Below are 23,204 nucleotides of genomic sequence, written 5' to 3'. Positions count from 1 at the left end.
TCGCGCGAATCAGAATTAATCATCCGATGTTAAATCTGATGCAAAGGCTATAGAAGAGAATTACTAAATCTCCTCGTATCTCCCGCGAACATTCTCGAAATCATGCTGTCATCCTTATTCTGATCGCGTCGGAAATGTTGGTGTAAGGGCGGCACCCCAGCGCCCGTTTAACGAAGAACGGCCTTCGTCCTAGAATCTGAAATCACCACAACAACAGGTTCTAGGAAAGGACGATGACCGCTATGGAAATCTTATCAGACCCGACGCCGGACATGCTCGTCATGCCCCGTTTCGACGACGGCGCCATCGACATGCAGGAGCTGCTTCGCAGGCTCGCCAAGCAGGTCGTGAACGCCGTGATGGACGCCGAGGCCGACCAGCTGTGCGGTGGCGGGGCGAACAGCCGAAACGGCTACCGGGAGAGGGTCCTCGCCACCTGCGTCGGCACGCTGACGCTGCGCATCCCGAAGCTCCGCACCGGCAGCTTCTTCCCGGACGACGCGCTCGAGCGCTACCAGCGCGTGGACTGCGCCCTCGTCGCCGCCGTCGCCGAGATGTACGCCACCGGCACGAGCACCCGCAAGGTGCAGAGGGTGGCCGAGAAGATGGGCGTCTCCAGACTCTCGAAGGACCAGGTGAGCGCCATCGCCTCGAGCCTGGACGCAGACATCGAGGAGCTCCGCGCAAGGCCCCTCGACGGCTCGCCGGTGCCCTACGTCTGGCTCGATGCGACCTACGTCAAGTGCCGCCGCGAGGGGCGCGTCGCCTCCACCGCCGTGGTCACCGCCATCGGCTGCGATGCGGACGGCTGGAGGCGCGTCCTGGGCGTCGACGTGGTGGACACCGAGTCATACGTCTCGTGGCCCGCCTTCCTCAGGAAGCTCCGCGACCGCGGCGTTGGCGGCGTGGAGCTCGTCGTCTCGGACGCCCACCCGGGTCTCGTCCGCGCGCTCGGCGAGGTCTTCCAGGGCGCCGCATGGCAGCGCTGCGCCGTCCACCTCATGCGCGGCTGCATGCGTGAGGCGGGCTCCCGGCGGCCGAGGCGCCGCGTGGGCAGGATCGTCTCGCAGGTGTTCCGCGGGCGCGGCGCCGCCACCGTGACCGCCATGTACCACGCGGTGTGCGACATGCTGGAAGGGTGCTGCCCGAGGGTGGCGGCGATCCTCGAGGAGGCCGAGCCGGACGCCCTGGCATAGCTCGACTTTCCGCCGTCGCACTGGAAGCGCCTGCGCGCCAACAACGTCCAGGAACGGACGAACCGCGAGATAAAGCGCAGATCGAGGGTGGTGCAGGCGTTCCCCTCGACGGCATCGCTGGCGCGTCTGGCCGGCGCGGTCATGTGCGAGCAGGACGAGATGTGGCAGGAGTCGAGGTACTTCTCGGAGGCAAAGATGGGCGGGCTCTACGACGAGGGCCGCACGCGCGGGATCGACGGGACGGTCGACTGGGCGCGGCTGGAGGCGGAGGCCAGGAAGATGATCGAATCGGGCCTCGAGCTTGCGGACAGGATCGAGGCGGCATAGGATATCAACCGTGTTCCAGGTTCCAGGACGCCGAGCCGACTCGCTTCTGATCGGGCGCTACACCAACTTTCGCGACACTACCGTCTCTGCTGAAAAACTGATGGACCTGCCAATAGATTTTGCTCTTGATATAAGGAAATTCAGATTGTTAGTTACGTTAAAAACAGTGCAGATACTCGTGAACTATCGCTGTCGAATCAGTCCTTTCACTATGACAAGAGTTATGCAGCGCTTGCGGCGAACTATGGGATACCTTCTAGAAGGGGGAATGACCGCTTTCCCAGTTGATGACTAGGCGATGATAAATCGGAAATATCATAGAGCATAGAATGATAGGAAGAGATCTTTCAATAGAGGTAGGGGTGCCTCAGCTTTTGCCGAGACACCCCTACTGAATGACAGCTGAAGCATCTTGAATTAGGTTCAGGTCATCGACACTCTCTACCATCGCATGACATTATCGAAAATGCCAACGAATATCATTGTGCTCTGTATTGTTTATTAGTAAAAAACTAAAGGCGAAAGCTATCATGCAACTTCTAGATACTTTACGCTCTCGCCGCGTTCGAATGCGCCTATAACTTCACAGGTGGCTTTGGTGATATCGCGATCAATGCCGCCTTCGCGGCGAAGTGCCTCTTCACCTGTGATGCCCTTTTCGACATCGGCGATCATTCTTAGGAAAGAAACCCATTCAAAGCGAATACCTTCCCCGTCTAGCTGATAGAAATAACGTCTGTTATCGGCTGGGTTCTCGTAACGGATTTCGAAATAATCAGTCTTCCACCAGGGCGCAGGAACATATATGTAGCCCTTTGTGCCCGATACAACTAGACTGCCCTCAGACTTAGCGCCTGAGCCGACCTTTGCTGTTGCCACGGCGTTTGGAAACTCAACGTCAAGCCTCGAGAACTCATCGAAAGTCTTGTCGTGTTTCTCGCACAAGGACGAAATGCGCACCGAGTTAGGTTTAGTACCTAGTATCTGGAAGATTGGCAATAAGGCCGTCGGCCCCCATGCCGTCATGCTGCTCCAAGCAGTGTCGCGACGCGTATCAAAAGGAGCGCGATTGGTCTTAAGATTGGTTATAGTGGCATCGACCGAAACGACCTCACCAATACGTCCACCGGTGACCAACAACAGCATGCGTGCGTAGGCGGTTGAGTATGCCGTGCGCAGCGAGTCCATCAACACAAGGCCTCGGTCGTCGGCTAATGCGAAAAGCTCGCTGCATTCCTTAGCGCTCTTTGCGATAGGCGCTTCGCACATCACATGCTTGCCGGCATTTAAGGCTCGTTTCACCTGTTCATAATGCCGATCAGGATGCGAGTGAATATACACAATGTCAACCGCATTTAATAACTTACCGTAATCATCCGTTACAAGCTTGGCTCCGAGTGGACCCTCATCTAGCAAGCTGCGATCTTCAACACAAATGCCGACAACCTCGAGACCATTTACCAAACCGCATTCAGTAAAAACGCGATTCATATAGTCGGTATATCCAACTAAACCGCAGCGTAGTTTAACTGAACTTCGGATTTCCGTAGAAGAGACACCACTGGTGCGCTCGAGGTACACAACTTTGCAGTACTCATTCAGATAATCGAATTGGCCCTCCCAATCTGATCCCACAGTAAAGATATCGACTCCATAGCGCTTGATGTCGTCGATTTTCTGGCCTTCGTACTCTTCGACGACAATCTTGTCCGCAAGCCCGGTTGAACGCACTGCTGCAATACGCTCTTCAAGCGATTGTTGAACGTTAATCTTGCCGCGTTGTTTGTCAAAGTCATCCGACGTAACGCCAACGATTAGATAGTCACCTAAGGCCTTAGCACGCTCCAACAGGCGGACATGCCCGTGATGAAGATGGTCGTAGGTTCCGTAGGTAATGACCTTAGTCATGGCTAGGCCTTGTCCAACTCAATCAGCGCTTCCATGAATCGCTCCATCGAACGCTTAGGACCAGTGGTAACCCTCAGGCAGCTGCCAAAAGCGCCAATACCGTCATATTCCTTAATGAGGATGCCCTTCTCGGCCTTCATACGGCGAACGATTTCAGAAGCATCGCTAAACGGCTTAATGAACATAAAATTGCCTTCGCTGCTTCGATATTCATAGCCATTACTGTCAAGTTGCTCAACGAGCCACTGCTTGCCGGCAAGCTGATTCTCGATCATGGAATCGAGCATGCCTTCGGTTTCCATGATTTTCTTTGCGAAGAGCATGGCAAACATATTTACATTGTGGGGAGTATTCAGCTTCTGTACGAGGGAAACTCCCTCAGGCCATCCTGCTACATAGCCTAAACGAGCTCCAGCAAGCGAGAATAGCTTCGAGAAAGTACGAGTTACAAATACATGTTCATGGGTAAGGGCGTAATTAATGGAAGTCTCGGGGCAGAAATAATGGTATGCCTCGTCAACGAGGACAGTAATCTGACGGCGTTCCGCTTCCTCGAAAAAGCGCGTCATCTCGGTCTCGCTCCAAGCATTGCCCATGGGGTTATTCGGATTAACAAGAATTAGCAGCTGCGTGTCATCGCTGATTTTGGAAATCACATCATCAACCGTGATGGTTAGGTCATCCCTGTAAGGAACCGGCACAAAATTGCGCCCATACATCTTCGAGTACACTTCGAACATCGCATAAGAGGGCGATACACAAACGATCTCGCCGCTAGGTGCAGTGAAGGCCTCAATGATGTTGCGAATACCCTCGGAAGACCCGTTAACAAGCGACAGATGCTCGATGTCCGTACCAAGTCTTCCAGCAAGGAATTCAGTAAACTCAAGTGTCTCCGGGTACTGGGCTACCATTTCAGGCGTCACCCCCGAAAGAACCCCGTCGATGAACTCTTGAGATAGTCCCTCGGGGTTCTCGTTCAGATCAAGTCTGAGGTAACCCTCGCGCTTGTTCTGGTCAAAGATGCGATGAAGGTTCACGAGCCTCTCGTTAACGTAGTACACACTTACTCCTTTGTTTTAAGGTCATGAATTTTAAAGCTTCAAGAAAACCCATTGAAATCGTACGCTCAATAAAATCTGCACATACTGGCCAAGACGGGCAAGGAAGGGAATCACTCCAGATCATCCGCAGCCAGAATCCATCCTTTGAACAGCCTCAGATCCTCGGCCGTCGTGATCTTGATGTTCGCGGTCGAGCCCTTGGAGAACCATACGCGCTCCCCCATCGCGAACATCAGGCTCGTGGTGTGCGGTTCCACCTTCTCCAGAAGCCCGCGGCGGGCGCCCTCCTCGTAGACCCACTTGGCGTATCCGTAGCGCAGCGCCTGCGGGGAGTTCAGGCACATAACCTCGTCGCGGTCCACGAACCCGCTCGTTCCCTCGCCGTCGCCCGGGGTCGCGGTCAGGTACACCTGGCTGTGCGCGGGGCTGGCGTTGCCGTGCAGCCCGCAGACGCGTATCGCGTCGGAGATGACCTCGTCGGAGACGAACGGGCTGGCGCCGTAGTGGACGAGCACCTGGTCGTCGTCGGAGATCTCGCCCTCGAGGTTCCTGAGGCCGCTGATGACGGAGTCCTGGAACTCCCTGCCGCCCTCGGCCACCCAACGGACCTTGTCGAAGCCGCCGGCGTCGCAGATGGCGCGCAGCTCGTCCTCGTAGCCCTTGCGGCAGACCACCTCTATCGCGTCGACCTCGGGGTGGTTCTGGAACCTCTCGATGGTGTAGGACAGCACGGGGCGCCCCAGGACCTCTATGAACTGCTTGGGCACGTCGGCGCCCACCCGGGTGCCGCGGCCGCCTGCTAGTATTATCGCTACGTTCATCTCTAATTATCTCCATACATCTCGAGTGCAAGCGGGAGGTAGAGGTTGAGGGCGCGCCAGCTCCGCAGCATGAAGAAGCCGTCCTCGCCCAGCGTGTCCTTGAACAGGCACCAGCACACCCAGTACCAGGAGCACAGCGCGAACACGCCGTAGGCGTGGCGCCTCTCCCCGGGGCTCGGCTCGCGACCGAAGTACAGCGCCAGGATCTCGTCGCCCTTCTCGCGCGAGAGCCCGTCGCGCACCACCATGGTCGCCAGGTCGTTCATCGGGTCGTTCATGCCAGCGTACTCCCAGTCGATCATGCACAGGCCCCCGTCGCCGACGATCCAGTTGACCGCGTACGTGTCGTTGTGGCAGAGCACCTTCGGCCACTCGTCGAGCTCCACGTGGTGCCAAACCCGGCCCAGGCGGCGCCTCAGGCCGGCGAGGCGCCCCACGGCCTCGCCCTTCCTCGGGGAGGCGAGCTCGAGCAGGCGGTCGCCCTCGGAGAGGAGGTCGACCGCGAGCGCGCAGGAGGCGCCGCTCTCGTGGAACGCGCGGATTTGCCCCACGCCCGCCGCGAGGTCCGCGGGGTCCTCGTAGTCGAAGGACCGCGACGAGGGCACGAAGCGCGAGAGCTTCCAGCCCTCGGGGCTGATGTCGATGACGGAGGGGTCGATGCCCAGCTCCATAGCCGTGCGCTCGGCCACCACCTCGGCGTCGCGGTCGACCAGGGCGGAAGAGCTCACGCCCGGGTGCCTGTTGACGTACTTCTGGTGCCTGAGGTGGAACGAGAACGAGACGTTCGTCAGGCCCGCGTTCAGCGGCTTGATGTGGGTTATTTCCTCGGGCGCGCACGAGAGCAGGCGGCAGATGTTGGCGATTGCGGCGGGGCTCACGTTCGCGAGCACGCCGTCCTCGCCGAGCTCCTCCATGCTGTCGAACTCGAGCATGCCCTCGGGGGCGTCGACGGCGAAGAGCGGCAGCTCGTCGGCATGCCGGCCCCAGAACTGCTCCCACAGGAGGCCCTTGACGCCGATGTACCCGCGCTCGCGGTCGTAGAGCCCGAAGAACCGCTCCGCCCACTCGGGCGCGATATATGCCGCGCCCACCATGCAAGTGCCCGAGGGGGCTCCGCAGCGGAGGTTCGCCAGCCGCCCGTCGTCGCAGACGTCCGCGACGAGCTCGCGCGTGGCGTCTTCCTGCTCGCGCGCCATGCGCACGGAGCGGTCCCCGCCGCCGAAGCCGACGAACGGGTTCTCAGCGTACCAGTGGTCGGCGCAGCACAGGAAGGAGCCGCCCAGGCGGTCGCGAACGATGTCCAGGCTCGAGAGGTTCGACTCGTCTGCCCAGCGGGTGCTCACCACCAGGTCGACGCCGAACCTGTCCTCGAGATAGAAGAATTGCTCCTTCTCGTAGCCCACAACCACTGTGATGTCCTCGACGCCAGCTTCACGAAGCTGGCGGATTTGCCGCTCGATGAGTACCTCGCCCTTATATTCGAAAAGCCCCTTGGGCTTGTCGTACAGCGGCGGGAAAAACTGGGACGACTTGCCGGCAGCAAGGATAATGGACTTGTTGATCTTAACCACGACCAATCACCTCTTCAACGGTCACACCCGGGATAGCCAAGGAATTGATGATTTTGGCAATCGCCTCGTCGCCGCGCCCGTCGTCCTCTAGACCGATCATCTTTGAAAATCGCTCAACATCACGCTTGTGCTCGTCTTCGCTATATCTCAGGATTTCCGAAAGCAGCTCCTCCTCATTTTGAGCAACGGGGAAAGGGCGATCCTGCAGGGAGTAATAGAAGCCTCTGTCATCGCTATAAGAAGCAACATCAGGGGCATAAATGAATCCAGGCCTGCCCGTAAGCATAAAATCCTCCATGATAGATGAGTAATCGGTCAGAAGCACATCCGTAGCTGAAAGAAGCTCCTGGGCGTCTTTGTAGAAGCTGGCATCTGTATACTTTTGCAAGAAATCGGGCCTGTGCAATTTTGCAATATTCGGATGCAAGCGATAAGCAAATGTAAACTTACGTCCGAACCTTTCGCTTAGCGCATGAATTAAAGCATCATAGTTAAAGCGGTAGGCATCCATCTCTTCGTTACGCCTGAAAGTGGGAGCATAGACGCAAAGTAATTCATCCTCAGGAATTCCCAGAATATTACGGACTTTTCTTCGAGCTATGTCATCACCTAGAACCAAAGGCCTGTTCCTGGGATTACCGCACCTAACAATAGGCCCGCTGTACCAAAACGCCCTCCGATAGACATCCTCATAGAGGCGATTGTCTGCGAACATCAGGTCCGTATCATTTCCATCTCGCTTGGCATCGCGAACATATTCATAGGGAAGGTGCTCGGCAACGTCCCCCTCAACGCGTTTAGGCGAAAGATAAGCATGCCAGGTCTGAATGTAGATTTGATCTTTCCTTTTTGGAACGTACTTCGATCGACGGCAATTGTCTATCCAGAATCTTGCAGTCGACAACTCGTAACGAGCTTGATGGCTCCCGTAGGCAACTTGGCGAACGTAAGAAGGAATATCGTCTTGAGGTTCGTTCAATAGAAGAACGAGGTCGAATTTACCAGGATAAAGTCTATTCAACGCCTCGGAAATATATTTCGGATTGCATAAGTAGCCACGGCCCATGTTGCATATAAGAACTACTTTTCGATAATCGATCTCAGCCTTGCGAGAAAGTCGAACTCCGTCGAGCCGTTTCGGTGCCTCGGGAATATCTTTAATACTAAACCAAATTGGCTTAGCCGTATTTTTTATGACTTCAGTTAAAGGCATTACCATCACCTAACTCCTTTTATCGAAAACAACTTCTTCATCACATCGGCAAGGTCCTTCGCGTAGAGAACTAGGACGGCGATAAAAAGTGCGAACAAGAGCGCATACATACCTATCTCATCAGTAATTAAAAGAAGGGTGAGGGACTGAGCTATCAAAAGAGCGTAAGTAGCGACATCGCGCACGAGATTGATGCGGATCCTCACGTAGCACTTGGCACGAACGAGTCTGAGAATCCAAACTTCCACATAGCAAATAGTTGTGGAAATAGCGGCTGCCATAGGACCAAAGAAAGGAACGAAAATGAGGTTCAGCACAAGATTGGTGATAGCTCCGGCAGCAGAAGATGTTGCAAAGCTCTTGGTGTCTTTCACAGCGGTGAAAAAACCGCCGAGATAGTTTGAGAGAGCGCCGAAGATAATCGCAATCGTCAGCCAGGGGACGTACTGCCAAGCAACGAAAAAATCGTTCGCATAAAGAAAGCGGGCAAACACCTTATCTAAAACGATGATCGCAGAACAGACAATGGTGAGCATACAGTTGTATATTGAATACGTCTGGGCAAAGAACCCATTGCTGTCATCAGGGTCGTAGTCTTTTACGACCGAGAGGGTCCAGGCTTGACTGAAGATATTTTGTAAGATGCTCAGAATCGAAGGAATCTTGGAGGCGACTGAGTAGATACCATTTGCCGCCAAGCCACAGAAGAATATGACAACGTAGCGGTCAGAGACACTTGTCACCCACCAGGCAATGCTGTTGGCAGCAAGTGGGAGCGAATAGACAATAAGCTCTTTAGTCTCTACTTTATATGCAGAAAAGAGCCGTATATGTTTTAGGATTCCCGTCTTGATAACAAGGAAAATAAATTGACTAAGTGGGCCAAGGATATTTGCAAGAAAATAGCCATCAAGCCCCATGTTAAGGGGAACGAGCAAGACGACGTTAAGCAGAATCGTAATGAACGATCCGAGGACACCAGAGATGGATAAATCGGCAATTTTATCAACTCCACGCGCATAAAAGAGCAATAGTCCTGAAAAGGCCTGCGACGCGAACATCAATAGAAAGTAAAAAGAATACAAAGGAGTGAGCTCAAATAGGGCAGTCCGGTTAACGATTAACAGCCCCACCATTACGAGAGCGGTTCCTAAGAGGGTGCACCTGAATCCAACCGTCGCAACGCCATCTTTGTCATAGTCCCTATCCAAAGAGAATCTAAGCACGCCCTCTTGAATATTTAAAGTAACAATTGGCAGTAGAACCCCGACAGTTGTATAGAAGACGTCATAGGTACCGTACTCTCCAGTCGTTAGGACGCTTGTATATAACGGAACCAGGAAAAAACTCAGCAATTTGGTAGCAAAATTACTGATTGTGAGAAGCCCAACGTTTTTTAACAGATATTTATACCGTCCCATTTTCGCCCCCCTCTTCTAAAGAGGAGCGTGATTTCAACCATACAACCATGGGGATTGCGGCGAACAAGAGCTGCGACCCGTAATAAATATCGACGTTGTCCGTAAAAAATAGGACGAACATGAATAAGGTGATCAGAACATACGCGTTGAAGGTTTCCTCGCCGCACACCTTGTGAATCCAAGCCGGGAGATAGACAAGAAAATATCCGAGCCAGCAAAGAAATCCGAAAAAACCAATTTCATAGTAATACTTAAGGATGTCGCAATGGACTCCACCGACATGCAGGTAAGAATAAGTTGTCGTAAACAAATGCGTAAGCGAGTTGACACCCGCACCGATATAGAGAGGGCTAAACACACTATTGTCAACGGTGACCTGCCAATAGTAATTTCTACCCATTACATTTAGAGAGTGACCCGACATCCAGCTAGAGATGAAGCCGTTATACAACAGCACGACAAAGACGAAACAGCAGACTGCCAGCAAAAACAAACCAGCCGAGTAAATCTGCGCCCCGGCTTTCTTCCCTAAATGACTATGAATAACGTGGGCCACAACAACCACGACGATCGCAAGAAGGACAATTCGCTTAAAACCCATGAAGCACATTGTAAGAGACGCAATTGTTTTGATTCCCCTCCCCCGTTCGCAATCGATCAAGAGGTAATAAACCGACAAGAAGGCAGCAGTGAAGGTAAACTGATGCGTTTCGAATGGGTTGAACGCCAAAGAATTAAACATAGCTTCAATGGGTGCGACTAGACAACCAATACCCGCAATCATGCACGTATACGGAACAACAAAAAGAAACGAGACGAGGCATGAATAAAAGACAAGATCGATGGTCTTTTTGCCATAAAGATAAACAGACGCGATTGGGAGTGCAACAGCAATGAACTGATTGAAACCCCCTGGGTGCCCCGAGGATGATAGGCCCGTAACAAATAGAAAGTAGGAATACAGCAGAATCAGCATTTTTGGCAGTGCGAACCTTATTCCAAGTGGCTTAAGCCCTCGGTTGAGAGGGCCGCTAGTAGAAACGGTCCTTGATAAAGCAACGACGATCCAAAAAACGGATATCCCGTATACGACAACATTCGGGATGTCGTAACCCGCTACCTGAGTGTTAAGCGCGATGCCCATGCTGACGATGAATGCGAATTCATCGACGGTCAGACGGACACTCATTTTCCGCACCGATTTATCTATTGACATTTCATCCTTTCTGAAAGCGCGGGATGATCGTGCTTTATTTACAGTCATCGATGAAGTCGTTGTAATCCTTGTATTGTTTAGCGCTCTTCATCCACTTTAGGCTCTCATCCCACGTCCCCATCAAGCTCGCCTGCGACTCATGCACACCGCAGAGATGCTCGGGGTCTGCGAATAGCGGGAAGTACTCACGAATCTCCTCGGGCTTGGGATTGCGGCCCCACCTTGAACGGAATCTCCGCACGTATTCCTTGGCTTCCTCGACCTGCGCTGCGGCTCTCTTCTCCCGATAGTGTTCCAATGAGCAGATTCGCCGAGCGGGCACCCCCCCCAAACAGAATTGCCCTCGACATGACCGCTCACCACAGCATGGGCGCCGATAATCACGTTGTCCTCGATAGTCGTGCCGCAAAGGATGGTGGCGCCCCACCCGACGAAGACGTTGTTGCCGATGGTGACCGGTTTCTCGTTGCCCAGAATTTCGCCCGTCTTGCCCTTGACTACTGACCAGCCGTAGTCATGGGTAAGGATAGTAATGGGCCCCGTGAGGTTAACGTGGTCGCCGATTGTCAGAAGATGCGGGTCGGTGATGTCGACGCGCGTGTCGCCGGGGCAATGGAACGTGACGTCCTCACCAATAGTGACGCCGCATGAACGTAGGTACTTCAAATACCCCTCGTTATTCACGAGGAGCTTGTTGTAAACCTTCCTCACCACGTCTCTCAAAGCCATGTTTGCGTCTCCAATCTAGATGACCCCCTGAACCGCAGCCATGTAGAGAACGTTTACGGCCTGGTGCCTTAGCAACTGCACGAAGGCCTTCTGCTTAAAGCCGAGTCTCTCGCATGGGTAGTCATTAATCACTTTCAGCAGACGTTCGTCGACCGCCATAGTGCGTATGGCACGGCAGGCGTCGCGGCGGCTCTTACCGCTTACGCGAGGCACTTCCTGCGAAATGCACATCTTCATATTGATAAACAGGGTCTTTTTTAACCTCAAAACGCATTCCGCCTCCGAAGGCGAGCCTGCCACAAGTCGAAGGGCGTAGTCGTAGAAGAACAGACAAGCGTCGAAGCGATCCGGTCTATAAGAAGTGGTGAGTGAGGAGAGATTCGTGCGGTACGAATATCCCACGCAACTCGTCGTCACCACCTTGTTGCAAGTCCGGAGGTACCTGTATTTAAAGACGAAGTCTTCGCTGATTACCTCGCGCTCTGAGGGAAAGCGCAGAGCATGTTCGTCTATGTTCGACTTTGCGAATATAGACGAACATGCCGACATTGGAATCGAGTCGGACGCCTCGGGCGCGCTGCCGCACACGCGGGGGACGAGCCTCTTCGCCAGTCTTTCACCTTCCCACACGGCATCCTCGAGCTTAAACTCGAACTGAGGGTTTCCCTCTCCGTCGCGCTTGGTGAACCCACCAAGAACACAATCCGCTCCTGTGTCCTCGATGGCGCGGGCGAACGTCTCGACCATGTCGGACTCGAGCCAGTCGTCGGAATCAACGAACATAACATGTGTGGTCTCTGGAAGCAGATTATCGAGTCCCGTGTTACGCGCGAAACCAAGCCCTGCGTTCTCCTTATGCACTGTTCGCACGCGATCGTTCTCAAAGGAGAGTCGATCACACAGCTCGCCCGACCCGTCGGTCGACCCGTCGTCGATGAGCAGTACCTCGAACACCGAGTACGACTGTTCCAGAATGGAGCGGACACACCGTTTAAGATAGCGTCTAACGTTGTACACGGGCACGATTAGGGTTAATTTCAGATTTTGATCCACGTTTAAATAGGCCTTCTAGTCGTATCTCTTAATCAACCGAGCGGGCGCCCCGGCGTACAGAGCGCCCGCTTCGTTAAGGTCGCGCGTGACAACAGAGTTCGCTGAAACAAGAGAGCAACACGCAATCGTGCAGCCGCGCGTAACGACCGTATTAGCGCAAAGCCAACAACGATGACCGATCGAAACCGGCGCGTGGAGTAACTTCGAGCTAACCCCCCCTGCGATCGAATTCGTGGTCGTGGTCATAAATCTGGACATTAGGACCAAGGAGCGTGTCTGCACCGATGCGGGCGGATTCGACTACCGTCACTCGGCAGCCCTCGTTCATGTAGACGCCGTCTTCCAGTACTAAAGTTGCGCCTTTATTGACCTGTACGATGCATTCAGGGCTCAAATAAACGCCCGCACCGATGCTGAGGGAGGCGCCCTCGCCCAAAATCAACCGTGTGCCCTTGCCCAGGTACAATGGTTTGCCTGAGGCGATCTTGAGCCGATTTCCGGCCACAATGCGCACCCTTAGCACCCGTAGGGCGGAGGCGCCCCATTTAAGAGCCTTAGCAATCCTATTCATCGGTGCTTCCGCTGCTCGTAGGGTCGAAGTTGTTGGAAGCGCTGACACGCCAGGCCTTCAACTCATGCGCAATACGTTTGTCGGCAGGCGGAAGTGACATATAGTCCCCGTACATTATCGAGAGATAGCGGTCCGCATCCTCAAAGCCAAAGAACTGTTCATTTTCGAATTCGTATTCAACCAAGTTGCTAAACAGGCTTGCTGGGAAAACCTCCAGCGACTGACTGACCGCCCAAGCTAGATTGGCAGCAGTGCCGATAGTCGAAAAGCAACCGTTATCCGTCATCGTTCTTAGCTTACCGAGAGCCCACTGTTGCAGAGGGGTGTGCCTGGCAAGCGTGCCGAAGACGGTTTTGAAGCAGCCAGCAACTCCTGGCTGTCCCGAGCTCCATCTTGATGCTTGGAACAGGTACTTATATCGAACTGCTGCATCCCAGGCCTTGCTGGCTTCGGCTTCACTTTCGAAAGAAACAATCGGAAAGATATCGATCCACACATATTCGCGGATTCCCTCTGCAATGAATGCAGACTTTACTTCAATGCTGGTATCAACCAGTTTTTCAAAAGGAATCGCAGCAGAAACTTTAGAGTTCAGCTGGCTGGCAAGCTTGACATGTGATAACTCTGCTCCAGCACGTGAACCGAAACTTTTTAGAAATTTCCTATAATCCTCAACAGGCATAACGACATCGATATCGTCATCCCAGGGAATGAACCCCTTGTGCCTAACCGCACCGAGCAGAGTTCCGGAGCCCATTGAGTATCGTAGATTGTTCTCTCGGCAGTAGGAGTCGAAAATGCGAAGGAGACGTAGTTCGGCATCTTTCACCTCTTGCATGGATAAATATTCAGTCGGCATATTACGCCCCTTTAGTCATATATCTATAGCGATCAGAGAGCTGCTTGTAGAGCGACCGCGTGGTGTAACCCGCTTTATCGAGAAACGGAACGTAGTCGACCTTGGCGGTAATTTCCCTTTTGCCGGCGCAGGCTTCCAGCAAATCGGCCCACTCCTTGTCGGAAAGCGAAAGCCCTGCTCGCTTGAGAAGGCCCGTCAGATCGGCCTCCTGGGTAACCGCGTCAGAGCTGAGGATGGGCAGTCCATTTGCCTGGGCCTCAATGAAGGCAATCGGGAGCCCCTCGTGGAAAGAGGGGGCGAGCAGCGCGTCCATGGCGCTGTAGTACCTCCAGATATCGTCAACAGTACCGATGAAAACCGCCGATTCGCCCAGCCCCAATTCAGCCGCCCTCTCCTTCGCAAGGGGAAGTTCCTCGGCTTGGCCGAAGAGCAGAAGGCGGGAATCGGCCTCACTGGAGCGCAGCTGATTGAAGATATCGAGGGCGCGCAGTGTGTTTTTTGCAGGAATACCCGCCCCAACAAACCCTATGACGGTGGCATCGCCCGGGATCCCAAGCCGATGTCTAACGGCAGCCCGGTCAGAGGACGAGAATCGGAATTTATCGGAATCGACCCCGTTGTGCACCAAGGCATAGCCAGCGCCCTGAAAGAGATATTCACCTGCGACCTCGCTGCATGCCCAGCGCTCACTCGCCGACGGGAGAAACCTCTCTATCATGGCCACGTTGACCATATTCTTCAAACGCGAGGTGCTGCCAAGCGCGCTGTTATGGCAGTGCACGATGCGCGAGGGAACTCCGGTCTTTTTGGCCTCAGAGGCGAAGACGAAGCCGAGCGCATTGTTCGTGTGAATCTGAACGATGTCGAAACGGTGCTTCGACAGAAAAGCGCCAAGGCGCTTCGCACCCAGAGTGCCAACCAATAGCGGGCTGTAGCTATCGATTAAAGGACCGAAGAATCGCTCTCCGAACCTGTCCCCTTCGACTCTTCCCACCGACAGCACGCTCTGCTCGATATCGGGAGCCGGGCAATCGAGCATCGTGGAGACGAAGGTCCTCACCCCGCCCCTTCCGGGCCCTAGCTGTTGAATGATGTGCAGGACCCGAATCATCGCGACCGGCCTGCCAGCACGTCCGCAATCCGCTCGCTCGCATGCCCGTCTCCGTAGGGGTTGGAGGCGTGGCTCATGGCCTCGTACTCAGACTCGTCAGAGAGCAGGCGGCTGAACTCACGGTAAATGACGTCCTCCTCGGTGCCCACGAGCTTCAGCGTGCCGGCCGCCACACCCTCGGGACGTTCGGTGGTATCGCGCATGACGAGCACCGGCTTGCCCAGGCTCGGCGCCTCCTCCTGGATGCCGCCCGAGTCGGTGAGGATGAGGTGGCTCGCGGCCATGAAGTTGTGGAAGTCGAGAACCTCGAGCGGGTCGATGATGTGGAGCCTGTCGAAGCCGTCGAGCTCCTCGTGCGCCGCCTTGCGGACGAGTGGGTTCATGTGGATGGGGTAGATCGCCTTGGTGTCGGGGTGCTCCTCCATCACGCGGCGGATGGCGCGGAACATGCGGTGCATGGGCTCGCCCAGGTTCTCGCGGCGGTGCGCCGTGATGAGGATGAGACGGGAGCCCTCCGCCCAGTCGAGCTCGGGGTGCGAGTAGCCCCCGCGCACGGTGGTGCGCAGGGCGTCGATGCCGGTGTTCCCGGTGACCCAGATCTTCGACTCCGGCTTGCCCTCGTCCAGCAGGTTCTGCTTGCTGGCCTCAGTGGGGGCGAAGTAGTACTCGCTCACGATATCGACCGCCTGGCGGTTGAACTCCTCCGGCCAGGGGCTGTAGATGTCGTGCGTGCGCAGGCCCGCCTCGACGTGCCCCACGGGGATCTGCAGGTAGAAGCATGCGAGCGCCGCGGCGAAGCTTGTCGTGGTGTCTCCGTGCACGAGCACGACGTCGGGCCTCTCGTCCTCGAGGACGGCCCTGAGCTTGAGCAGCACGTCGCACGTCACGTCGAACAGCGTCTGGCCCGGCTTCATGATCGCAAGGTCGTGGTCGGGAGTCACGTCGAAGACGCGCAGCACCTGGTCGAGCATCTCGCGGTGCTGGCCGGTCACGGTCACCACAGTCTCGAACTCATCCGTGCGCGCCTTCAGCTCGTTGACGAGCGGGCACATCTTGATTGCCTCCGGGCGGGTGCCGAAGACGAGCATTACTTTCTTCTTAGTCATTGGCCTTGCTCCTCTTTGACTCCTTGCGGAGAAGCATGTAGAAACGGGTGTTGCCGACCACGTAGCGCTTCACCAGGCGCTTGGGCTCCTGCATCATGCGGAAGAGCCACTCCAGGTTCGCGCGCTGCATCCACATCGGGGCGCGCGGGATGTTGCCGGAGACCACGTCGAACGAACCCCCCACGCCCACGAAAGCGCCCTTGGCGCCCAGCTCGCGGAAACGCTCGATCAGGCGTTCCTTCTTGGGCGAGGTGATGCCCACGAACACGATGTCGGGCTCGGCCTGCTCAACCTCGGCGACCACGGCATCGAACTCGTCTTCGCCGAAGTAGCCGTCACGGTAGCCCGCAAGGACCATATTGGGATACCTCTCGGACAGTACCTCGGCGGTCTTTGCGACCACTTCGGCTTTGGCGCCTAGCAGGTAGACGCTGTGCCCCTCACGCTCGGCCAGCCCACACAGCTTCCACATGAGGTCGATGCCGGCCACGCGCTCGGGCAAGTCCACGCCCAGCTTCTTGGCGGCCATGACCATGGACGCGCCATCGGCGTTTACGATCTCGCAGCGGCGCACGCACGCATCCATCTCGGGATCGTCACGCATCTGAAGCAACTTGTCGGCGTTCACGCCGATCAAATGAGCGAAGCGCCCCTCCTTGATGAGGGCATTGGTCGCCTCGACGGTCTGCTCCATCGTCCACGGGTCGACGGGCGTACCGAGCACTTCGACGCGCTTTGGCAGACCAGCGTTAAAACTAGCGTCCTCGTATTTCTCTTGGGTATCTTTAGAAAGCACCATTTCCGCTGACAACCTCAATCACTGTGAGTAGGATTATTTTCAAATCGAACAAAGCGCCCCGCTTGGCGATATATTCCAAGTCGCGACGGACCATACCGTCGAATCCCGTCGAATTGCGTTCGGTGACCTGCCACCAGCCAGTGATGCCCGGCTTGACGGCCAGACGCTGCAGGTCATACTCGGTGTACTGCTCCACCTCGCGCGGCAGCGGCGGGCGCGGGCCCACGACGGACATCTGGCCCAGGAATACGTTGAGGAACTGCGGGAACTCGTCGATGGAGTGCTTGCGGATGAACTTCCCGATCTTGGTGACGCGGGGGTCCTCCTTCATCTTGAACATCGCGCCGGCGATCTCGTTCTGCCCCTTGAGCTCGGCGAGGCGTTCGTCGGCGTCCCTGTACATGGAGCGGAACTTCCACATGCGGAACGTGGTCAGACTTCCGTCGGGGCGGGTCTGTCCCACTCGGATCTGGCTGTAGAAGGGGCTGCCCTCGCTCTCCAGACGGATGAGCGCCGCCAGCACCAAGCTGGGAATCGCGATTACGACGAGCACAGCACCGCTGAACACGATGTCGAACGTGCGCTTTATGGCCCGGTAGGCCAGGCGCGAACGATCCCAGTCCATGATGGACTGCATAGCCTTGTAGCGGCCGGCGCCCTCGCGTCGGTCCATGGCCTGAGCAATGAGCGCTGCCCCCGCAGGCGCATCCGTTGCAAATTGAGTTTTATCCGACACGTTTTCTTCCAAGACCTCGTCCCCGGGTCGGGGATCCTCCCTGTTCTGTGTAGCGATCGCCTGCAACTAGGCGATCGCCTTTTTAAGGTTGCGCATGACGCGCTGCTCGGCTGAAAGCACGGCAACGCCAACGCGGGTGGTTACGCGTCGGCCGCACAGGTCGAGCTCCAAATAAGCAGTGCTCTTGCGTCTGTTAATGGATTTGATAAGGCCCTCGTGGCCCAGCAGCGGACCTGCCGTCACTAAGACCTGGTCGCCGTCTTTTAAGGCCTCGCTCATGGGCACTACGCGGTCTCCCCTATGCGTAAAGCCGCCAATAAGCTGGACCTCTTCTTTTGCCAGCGGCACAAACTGACCGTCCTGGGATAGCACCCGGGCAAAGTCGTCCATGCGTAACAGATACTGTTGCACGGTGCGGGGATCTGCCGTATCGCAGATGAGATATCCGGGAAAGAGCGGCTTGGTCGTGTTGACCCATTCGCCGTGTACCTTAATCTCGGTTTGAAATTGGGGATAAAAGAGCTCCTGCATGGCACCAGCTGGCACCACACGCTCGATGCGCTCGCGCATTGCGTCTTCGCGACCGTTAATGACCTGGATCACATACCACACGAGCACCACCCCCTTGCTGTCTTACGTGTGGCTCACGGGGTTTGGGTATGGCTTCGCCAGGGCGCTTGTGCGCGAAGGCGCTCCATATTCAAACCCTGAGCCCAGTTAGACAAGCACGTGGCTCTGCCCCACCGTGAACGGTATGTACAAATGCAGTTGCTAGAGTCGCGGACGTGTATCGCAAAAATGACCGTGACCCCAGCTGGCTGCGTGCGAACCAGTCAAGCGAGTACAAAACTGGACCGCACGCAAACAGCTATAGGACTGCTACGTTTTGTCATGCTTACTAACAAGTATTTGCATCTCATATCTAAATCGATGCAAATTAAAAAGTCGCATGACTTCTTTATTGGAGCTCGTGGTATTTCTAACACCGCCGTTACGACCGGATGCTGATCAACCCCGTGCTATGTGGCCTGTTAGAGCCGTGAGCACAGTTGAACTCATGTAACGTTAGGTATCCTAGCACAAACTGGTAGCGAAACTGATTTGGGTTGCGTTGGACAACATATCGTTCATTTGGCGTGCTTAAGGGGGTTGTTTTTGGATGTTGTTCACGTTGGCGCAGGATATTGGGGTGCGAGCGGTGATTAAGGGCGATCCTGAAGCGCAAATGGAACGGCGAGCTGCACTGATAATCACGTTTGTCTAACAAACTATGTACAGACATGGGAAATAAATTGTGCAACTTTTTGTTGGTGTGGGTGGGGTTTGTGGCGCGAGGTATTTTGGCATGAAAAAAGGCCTTCGGAATTCCGAAGGCCTTTGCATTCACGATGGTGGAGACGAGGGGGATCGAACCCCTGACCTCTTGACTGCCAGTCAAGCGCTCTCCCAGCTGAGCTACGCCCCCGTGACGACGAGATACTATAGGGGAAGTTGGCTCGACGTGCAAGGACTTTTTTGGGTCAGACTTTAAATGCCTAATGATATAGGTAAGCGATGGCGGTGCCGGTGTGGACTTGGATCGTGGCTGTTGATCTGACGACGTTGCTGATGCCCGTATCCGCCAAGAGTCCTAGCGGGGAATGGTTTAGCTCCCACTCTAAGCCGAGTTCGCTAACCACGGTGTTGGGGGCGATGGCGATGATGGAGAACGTCTTGCCTTCGGCGCCTTCAATAGTCCAGGATTCGCCTCCGTGCAGGATGTGGGCCGTGGTCTCGTCCTCGGCAATCCAGACGGGGGCGTCCGCATAGCTTGCCAGTAGCCCTAACACGGACAGGGCCATGTCGGGACGGCCGCCCGTAGCGCAAGTCGCAACCACTTCGGCACCTGGCCAGCGACGGCGGACGGAATCGAGCGCCAGCGCAAGATCGGTATAGTCCTTGTACGGGTCGTGGCGCTCAACTTCAAAGTCGGTGGCGGCATCGATCAGCGCGCGGCCCGCATCGCTCACCGTGTCGGCATCCCCCACATATACGTCGCAGCCCAGTCCCGCGCCCAGCAGCGCGTCGAGTCCGCGGTCCACAGCGATGACGTGGTCGCACTCCCCTGCTAGCCTACGCAACAGATCCGCGCTCGCCACCACGGGCGAACCACAGACCACTAATACCTTGCAAACCACAGCCCTCGCCTATCCCTCAAAAGTAAGCACACGGGCAAGGTCAAGCTCCTCGTAGCTGTCGATAAAGATATCGCAGTTGCCACGCACTTCGTCGCGCTTCATGCGGCCGTGCGGGTCATAGATGCCCACGCGCTTAAAGCCAGCGACCCCAGAGCTCTTTAGGCCAAAAACGGCGTCCTCAAACACCCAAGCGCACTCAAACTTGCACCCATGGCGCTCCTCCAGGCGGCGCAGCGCCAACTCGTACACATCGGGGAACTGCTTGGAGCGCCCCGCCTCGCCCGTCGTGGTAACAAACTCCATGTATGCGTCGAGTCCGGCACCAGCGAGCGCGGACTGCACCAGCTCGGCCGGCGTGGACGTGGCGACGCACATGGCAAAGCCGGCCGCCTTTGCCTGCTCCAAAAATGCCAGGAGCCCCTCGCGCGGCGGCACCTTGGAGTACCCATCGATCAAGATGTCGCTCAACTCGCGATAGAGCTCCTCGCCATTCGTGCCAATGCCCCACGTGTCGTGGTATGCCTGGCACTCATCCTCGAGCGACAAATGCTCAAACTGGGCAAAATCGTCGACTGTTACGTCAACTCCGTGGCGGCGCAATAACTCGGGCTGGGCATAGGCCCAAACGGGGGTGCTATTAACCAGCGTTCCGTCGCAATCGAAAATAAAAGCGACATTGGGAGCAGCGGTCTGGGACATAAACGAACCTTTCGATGTCAAATGGTAAACATCCTGTTAAAAACGTTTTACCAAACGTCAGACTAACAATCTTGAAACCCTAATTGGTAAAACTGTCAAGAGTTTTACCATCGCAATTCTGCTAGTGGTCTAAACATGGCGCTTACCGATTAAACGCCGCCCAAAAACCACTTTCCTTCATAAAAGTAACGTACAGGTGTTATCGTAGTTTCTGCCGAAAGTTCCACCGAGCACGCGAGGTGGAACGAATCATAGAACTATCGCCGTCCCTTCGATTCGTGCAGCTTTGGACCTTTCGCATCTAGTCACCAAGGCAACACGCTGCCGCGTCATGATGGGATCAAACGTGAGCGATACAAAGCTAAAGCCAACGGCTAAAAAGCCCGCAACCCGTAAAGCCGCCCCGCACGCACCGGAGCTCACCAAGGACGATGTCTATCTATTTGGCATCGGCACGTGGGAGCGCAGCTGGGAAAAGATGGGCGCGCACCCCGACACGCAGAACCGTACGCGCGGCTGGCGCTTTTGCGTTTGGGCGCCCGATGTAAAGAGCGTGCATGTCATTGGCGAATTTAACGACTGGGATGAAGAAGCCAACCCGCTGGTGCCCGTGCATACGAGCGCTATTTGGGAAGGCTTTATTCCTGGCGCAGAACAAGGTCAGCTCTATAAGTATCTCATCGAGACCAACGAGGGCGAAAAGCTCTACAAGGCCGATCCGTATGCCTTTAAGGCCGAGTGCCCTCCGGGTACTGCGAGCGTGCTGTGGACACTCGACGGCTATAAGTGGAACGATGCCGCATGGCTCAAGCGCCGTGCCGGCCACAACCACATGTCACAGCCCCTTAACATCTACGAGGTGCATATTGGCTCGTGGAAGCGCCATGGCGACGCACCGCAGGGCGAGCCGGACGAGTACGGCAACTACCCCGGCCCCATGGATCCCTTCCCCGCGCAGCGCGGCGATTTTTACACCTACGACGACCTGTCGGTGGAGCTCGTGGACTACGTGCGCGATATGGGCTATACGCATATCGAGGTCATGCCGCTTATGGAGCATCCCTTCGATGGCTCCTGGGGATACCAGACGACCGGCTACTATGCCGCCACGTCGCGCTATGGCGACCCGCAGCAGCTCATGCACTTTATCGATGCGTGCCACGAGGCAGGCATTGGCGTGATCATGGACTGGGTGCCCGGCGGTTTCTGCGCCGACTCCCACGGCCTTGCCACCTTTAACGGCCACATGCTGTTTGAGCACGAGATTCACCCCAACTGGGGCACGCATAAGTTCGACTTCGCCCGCGGCGAGGTCCGCTCCTTCCTAGTCTCCAACGTGCTGTACTGGCTCGAGAACTTCCACGTTGACGGCATCCGCATGGATGGCGTGTCCAGCATGCTGTACCTCAACTTTGGCATCGACGATCCGGGCCAAAAGAAGTTCAACAAGTACGGAACCGAGGAGGACCTGGATGCCAGCGCGTTTATCCGCCAGGTCAACTGCGCCGTGGAGGCCCACTTCCCTGACGTGATGATGATGGCCGAGGAGTCCACCGCGTGGCCGCTCGTGACCTATCCGCCGCAGGACGGCGGCCTGGGCTTCCACTACAAGTGGGACATGGGCTGGATGAACGACACCCTGCACTACATGCAAACCGATTTTCCGTGGCGCCCCGGCAACCACGGGCTGCTCACGTTCTCCATCATGTACGCCTTTACCGAAAACTTTATTTGCCCGCTGAGCCACGACGAAGTCGTGCACGGTAAGTGCTCGCTCATCGGCCGCATGCCGGGCGACTGGTGGCGTCAGTTTGCCGGCCTGCGCACGCTGGCTTTCTACCAGATGACGCACCCCGGCGCCAAGCTCAACTTTATGGGCAACGAGATCGGCCAGTTTATTGAGTGGCGCTACTACGAGTCCATCCAGTGGTTCCTAACCGAGGAGTACGAGACCCACCGTCATCATCAGGCGTTTATCAAGGCGCTCAACCACCTGTACACCGCCGAGCCCGCCCTGTACGAGCGCGGCTACAACGACGACGGCTTTACCTGGATCGACGCGGACAACTCCAAGCAGTCCATCGTGAGCTTTGTGCGCCAGGGCGAGGACGTCGATGACGACCTGGTGATTCTGATCAACTTTGACCCGGCGAGCTACGAGAGCTTCCGCGTGGGCGTGCCGCGCGAGGGTGACTGGGAGGTCATCTTCGATTCTGACCGTCCCGAGTTCGGTGGCAGCGGCTATGCCGGCAAGGAGCCCTACACCTGCTCGAGCGAGCCCTATCCCTGGAACGGGCAGATGGACTCCATCGAGATCAAGGTTCCCGGCCTGGCAGGTGTGGTGCTTAAGCGCCGCGGCCCCAGCAGCTATAAACCGCCAGTGGTCGAGGCTCCCAAGGCTGCGACCAAAAAGCGTACGTCCACGGTAAAGCCCAAGCCCGCGGCCACCAAGAAGGCTCCGGCTAAGACGAAGGCTACCAAGCCCGCTGCCAAGGCTTCGGCCAAGTCCACCACGGCCAAAAAGGCAGGCACCAAAAAGGCCGCTCCCAAGGCTAAGGCAGCTGCCGTTAAGGCTCCTGCTAAGAAAGCGTAACAAAGCCGTTACAGCTGTAATTACCCGCCCCGAC

At 56.0% G+C, this 23,204-nt stretch carries 19 protein-coding genes, 1 tRNA gene and 1 pseudogene; 2 read left to right on the top strand and 19 right to left on the bottom strand.

What is annotated here, in order from left to right; genetic code table 11:
• Window positions 1-233: 233 nt before the first annotated feature.
• Window positions 234-1,523, top strand: a pseudogene (locus DW754_RS00750) (IS256 family transposase).
• Window positions 1,524-2,051: 528 nt separating this feature from the next.
• On the opposite strand, the gene DW754_RS00745 reads toward DW754_RS00750, so the two are convergent.
• The 19 genes from DW754_RS00745 to DW754_RS00655 all read right to left on the bottom strand — a co-directional run bounded on the left by DW754_RS00745 (window position 2,052) and on the right by DW754_RS00655 (window position 20,577).
• Window positions 2,052-3,431 carry a Gfo/Idh/MocA family oxidoreductase gene (locus tag DW754_RS00745; RefSeq protein ID WP_117758084.1) on the bottom strand — a complete coding sequence of 460 codons (1,380 nt, stop codon included), beginning with the start codon at window positions 3,429-3,431 and terminating at the stop codon, window positions 2,052-2,054.
• Window positions 3,432-3,433: 2 nt separating this feature from the next.
• Window positions 3,434-4,495 (bottom strand): histidinol-phosphate transaminase, encoded by a 1,062-nt coding sequence (locus tag DW754_RS00740; protein WP_117758085.1) that lies wholly within the window; start codon window positions 4,493-4,495, stop codon window positions 3,434-3,436.
• A gap of 110 nt (window positions 4,496-4,605) precedes the next feature.
• Window positions 4,606-5,316 carry an IspD/TarI family cytidylyltransferase gene (locus DW754_RS00735; protein ID WP_117758086.1) on the bottom strand — a complete coding sequence of 237 codons (711 nt, stop codon included), beginning with the start codon at window positions 5,314-5,316 and terminating at the stop codon, window positions 4,606-4,608.
• Between the two features lie 2 nt (window positions 5,317-5,318).
• Window positions 5,319-6,887: a phosphotransferase gene (locus DW754_RS00730; RefSeq protein WP_158561589.1), complete on the bottom strand. Its 1,569-nt coding sequence runs from the start codon at window positions 6,885-6,887 to the stop codon at window positions 5,319-5,321.
• A complete protein-coding gene (locus tag DW754_RS00725) occupies window positions 6,880-8,100 on the bottom strand; it encodes a CDP-glycerol glycerophosphotransferase family protein (RefSeq protein WP_158561590.1) in 1,221 nt (406 codons plus the stop codon). The genes DW754_RS00730 and DW754_RS00725 overlap by 8 nt, the downstream gene beginning before the upstream one ends.
• Before the next feature lie 5 nt (window positions 8,101-8,105).
• Entirely contained in the window at window positions 8,106-9,521 is a 1,416-nt protein-coding gene (locus DW754_RS00720) for a lipopolysaccharide biosynthesis protein (protein ID WP_117758089.1), read from the bottom strand.
• Window positions 9,508-10,785 (bottom strand): O-antigen ligase family protein, encoded by a 1,278-nt coding sequence (locus DW754_RS00715; RefSeq protein WP_147336358.1) that lies wholly within the window; start codon window positions 10,783-10,785, stop codon window positions 9,508-9,510. The genes DW754_RS00720 and DW754_RS00715 overlap by 14 nt, the downstream gene beginning before the upstream one ends.
• A gap of 72 nt (window positions 10,786-10,857) precedes the next feature.
• Window positions 10,858-11,466, bottom strand: a complete 609-nt coding sequence (locus tag DW754_RS00710; RefSeq protein WP_117758091.1) for a DapH/DapD/GlmU-related protein — start codon at window positions 11,464-11,466, stop codon at window positions 10,858-10,860.
• A gap of 15 nt (window positions 11,467-11,481) precedes the next feature.
• The gene (locus tag DW754_RS00705) at window positions 11,482-12,519 is read right to left on the bottom strand and encodes a glycosyltransferase family 2 protein (protein WP_117758092.1); all 1,038 of its coding nucleotides are present in this window, start codon (window positions 12,517-12,519) and stop codon (window positions 11,482-11,484) included.
• 208 nt (window positions 12,520-12,727) lie between these two features.
• Window positions 12,728-13,024, bottom strand: coding sequence for a hypothetical protein (locus tag DW754_RS00700; protein ID WP_147336359.1), 297 nt, complete (start codon window positions 13,022-13,024; stop codon window positions 12,728-12,730).
• A gap of 58 nt (window positions 13,025-13,082) precedes the next feature.
• Window positions 13,083-13,949, bottom strand: coding sequence for a phosphorylcholine transferase LicD (locus DW754_RS00695; protein WP_117758094.1), 867 nt, complete (start codon window positions 13,947-13,949; stop codon window positions 13,083-13,085).
• A 1-nt stretch (window position 13,950) separates the two neighbouring features.
• Window positions 13,951-15,009 carry a glycosyltransferase gene (locus DW754_RS00690; protein ID WP_158561591.1) on the bottom strand — a complete coding sequence of 353 codons (1,059 nt, stop codon included), beginning with the start codon at window positions 15,007-15,009 and terminating at the stop codon, window positions 13,951-13,953.
• A gap of 47 nt (window positions 15,010-15,056) precedes the next feature.
• Window positions 15,057-16,166, bottom strand: coding sequence for a non-hydrolyzing UDP-N-acetylglucosamine 2-epimerase (gene wecB, locus DW754_RS00685; protein ID WP_199411418.1), 1,110 nt, complete (start codon window positions 16,164-16,166; stop codon window positions 15,057-15,059).
• A complete protein-coding gene (locus tag DW754_RS00680; RefSeq protein WP_199411419.1) occupies window positions 16,159-16,965 on the bottom strand; it encodes a WecB/TagA/CpsF family glycosyltransferase in 807 nt (268 codons plus the stop codon). Before DW754_RS00680 ends, wecB begins: the two co-directional genes overlap by 8 nt.
• On the bottom strand, window positions 16,952-17,701 hold the full coding sequence (locus DW754_RS00675; RefSeq protein WP_233508824.1) for a sugar transferase: 750 nt from the start codon (window positions 17,699-17,701) through the stop codon (window positions 16,952-16,954). Before DW754_RS00675 ends, DW754_RS00680 begins: the two co-directional genes overlap by 14 nt.
• A gap of 66 nt (window positions 17,702-17,767) precedes the next feature.
• On the bottom strand, window positions 17,768-18,313 hold the full coding sequence (gene loaP, locus DW754_RS00670) for an antiterminator LoaP (RefSeq protein WP_233508823.1): 546 nt from the start codon (window positions 18,311-18,313) through the stop codon (window positions 17,768-17,770).
• 777 nt (window positions 18,314-19,090) lie between these two features.
• Window positions 19,091-19,166, bottom strand: a tRNA-Ala gene (locus DW754_RS00665).
• A 70-nt stretch (window positions 19,167-19,236) separates the two neighbouring features.
• Window positions 19,237-19,878, bottom strand: a complete 642-nt coding sequence (locus DW754_RS00660) for a thiamine diphosphokinase (RefSeq protein WP_117758097.1) — start codon at window positions 19,876-19,878, stop codon at window positions 19,237-19,239.
• 9 nt (window positions 19,879-19,887) lie between these two features.
• The gene (locus DW754_RS00655; RefSeq protein ID WP_117758098.1) at window positions 19,888-20,577 is read right to left on the bottom strand and encodes an HAD family phosphatase; all 690 of its coding nucleotides are present in this window, start codon (window positions 20,575-20,577) and stop codon (window positions 19,888-19,890) included.
• Between the two features lie 331 nt (window positions 20,578-20,908).
• On the opposite strand from DW754_RS00655, the gene glgB reads away from it, so the two are divergent.
• Window positions 20,909-23,170: a 1,4-alpha-glucan branching protein GlgB gene (glgB, locus tag DW754_RS00650; protein ID WP_117758099.1), complete on the top strand. Its 2,262-nt coding sequence runs from the start codon at window positions 20,909-20,911 to the stop codon at window positions 23,168-23,170.
• The last annotated feature ends 34 nt before the right edge of the window (window positions 23,171-23,204 follow it).

The sequence above is a fragment of the Collinsella sp. AM29-10AC genome, from assembly GCF_003469085.1.
GTDB lineage: Bacteria > Actinomycetota > Coriobacteriia > Coriobacteriales > Coriobacteriaceae > Collinsella.
The sequence above is the reverse complement of the archived record's forward strand: the minus strand, read 5'-3'. Positions and strand labels throughout refer to the sequence as shown.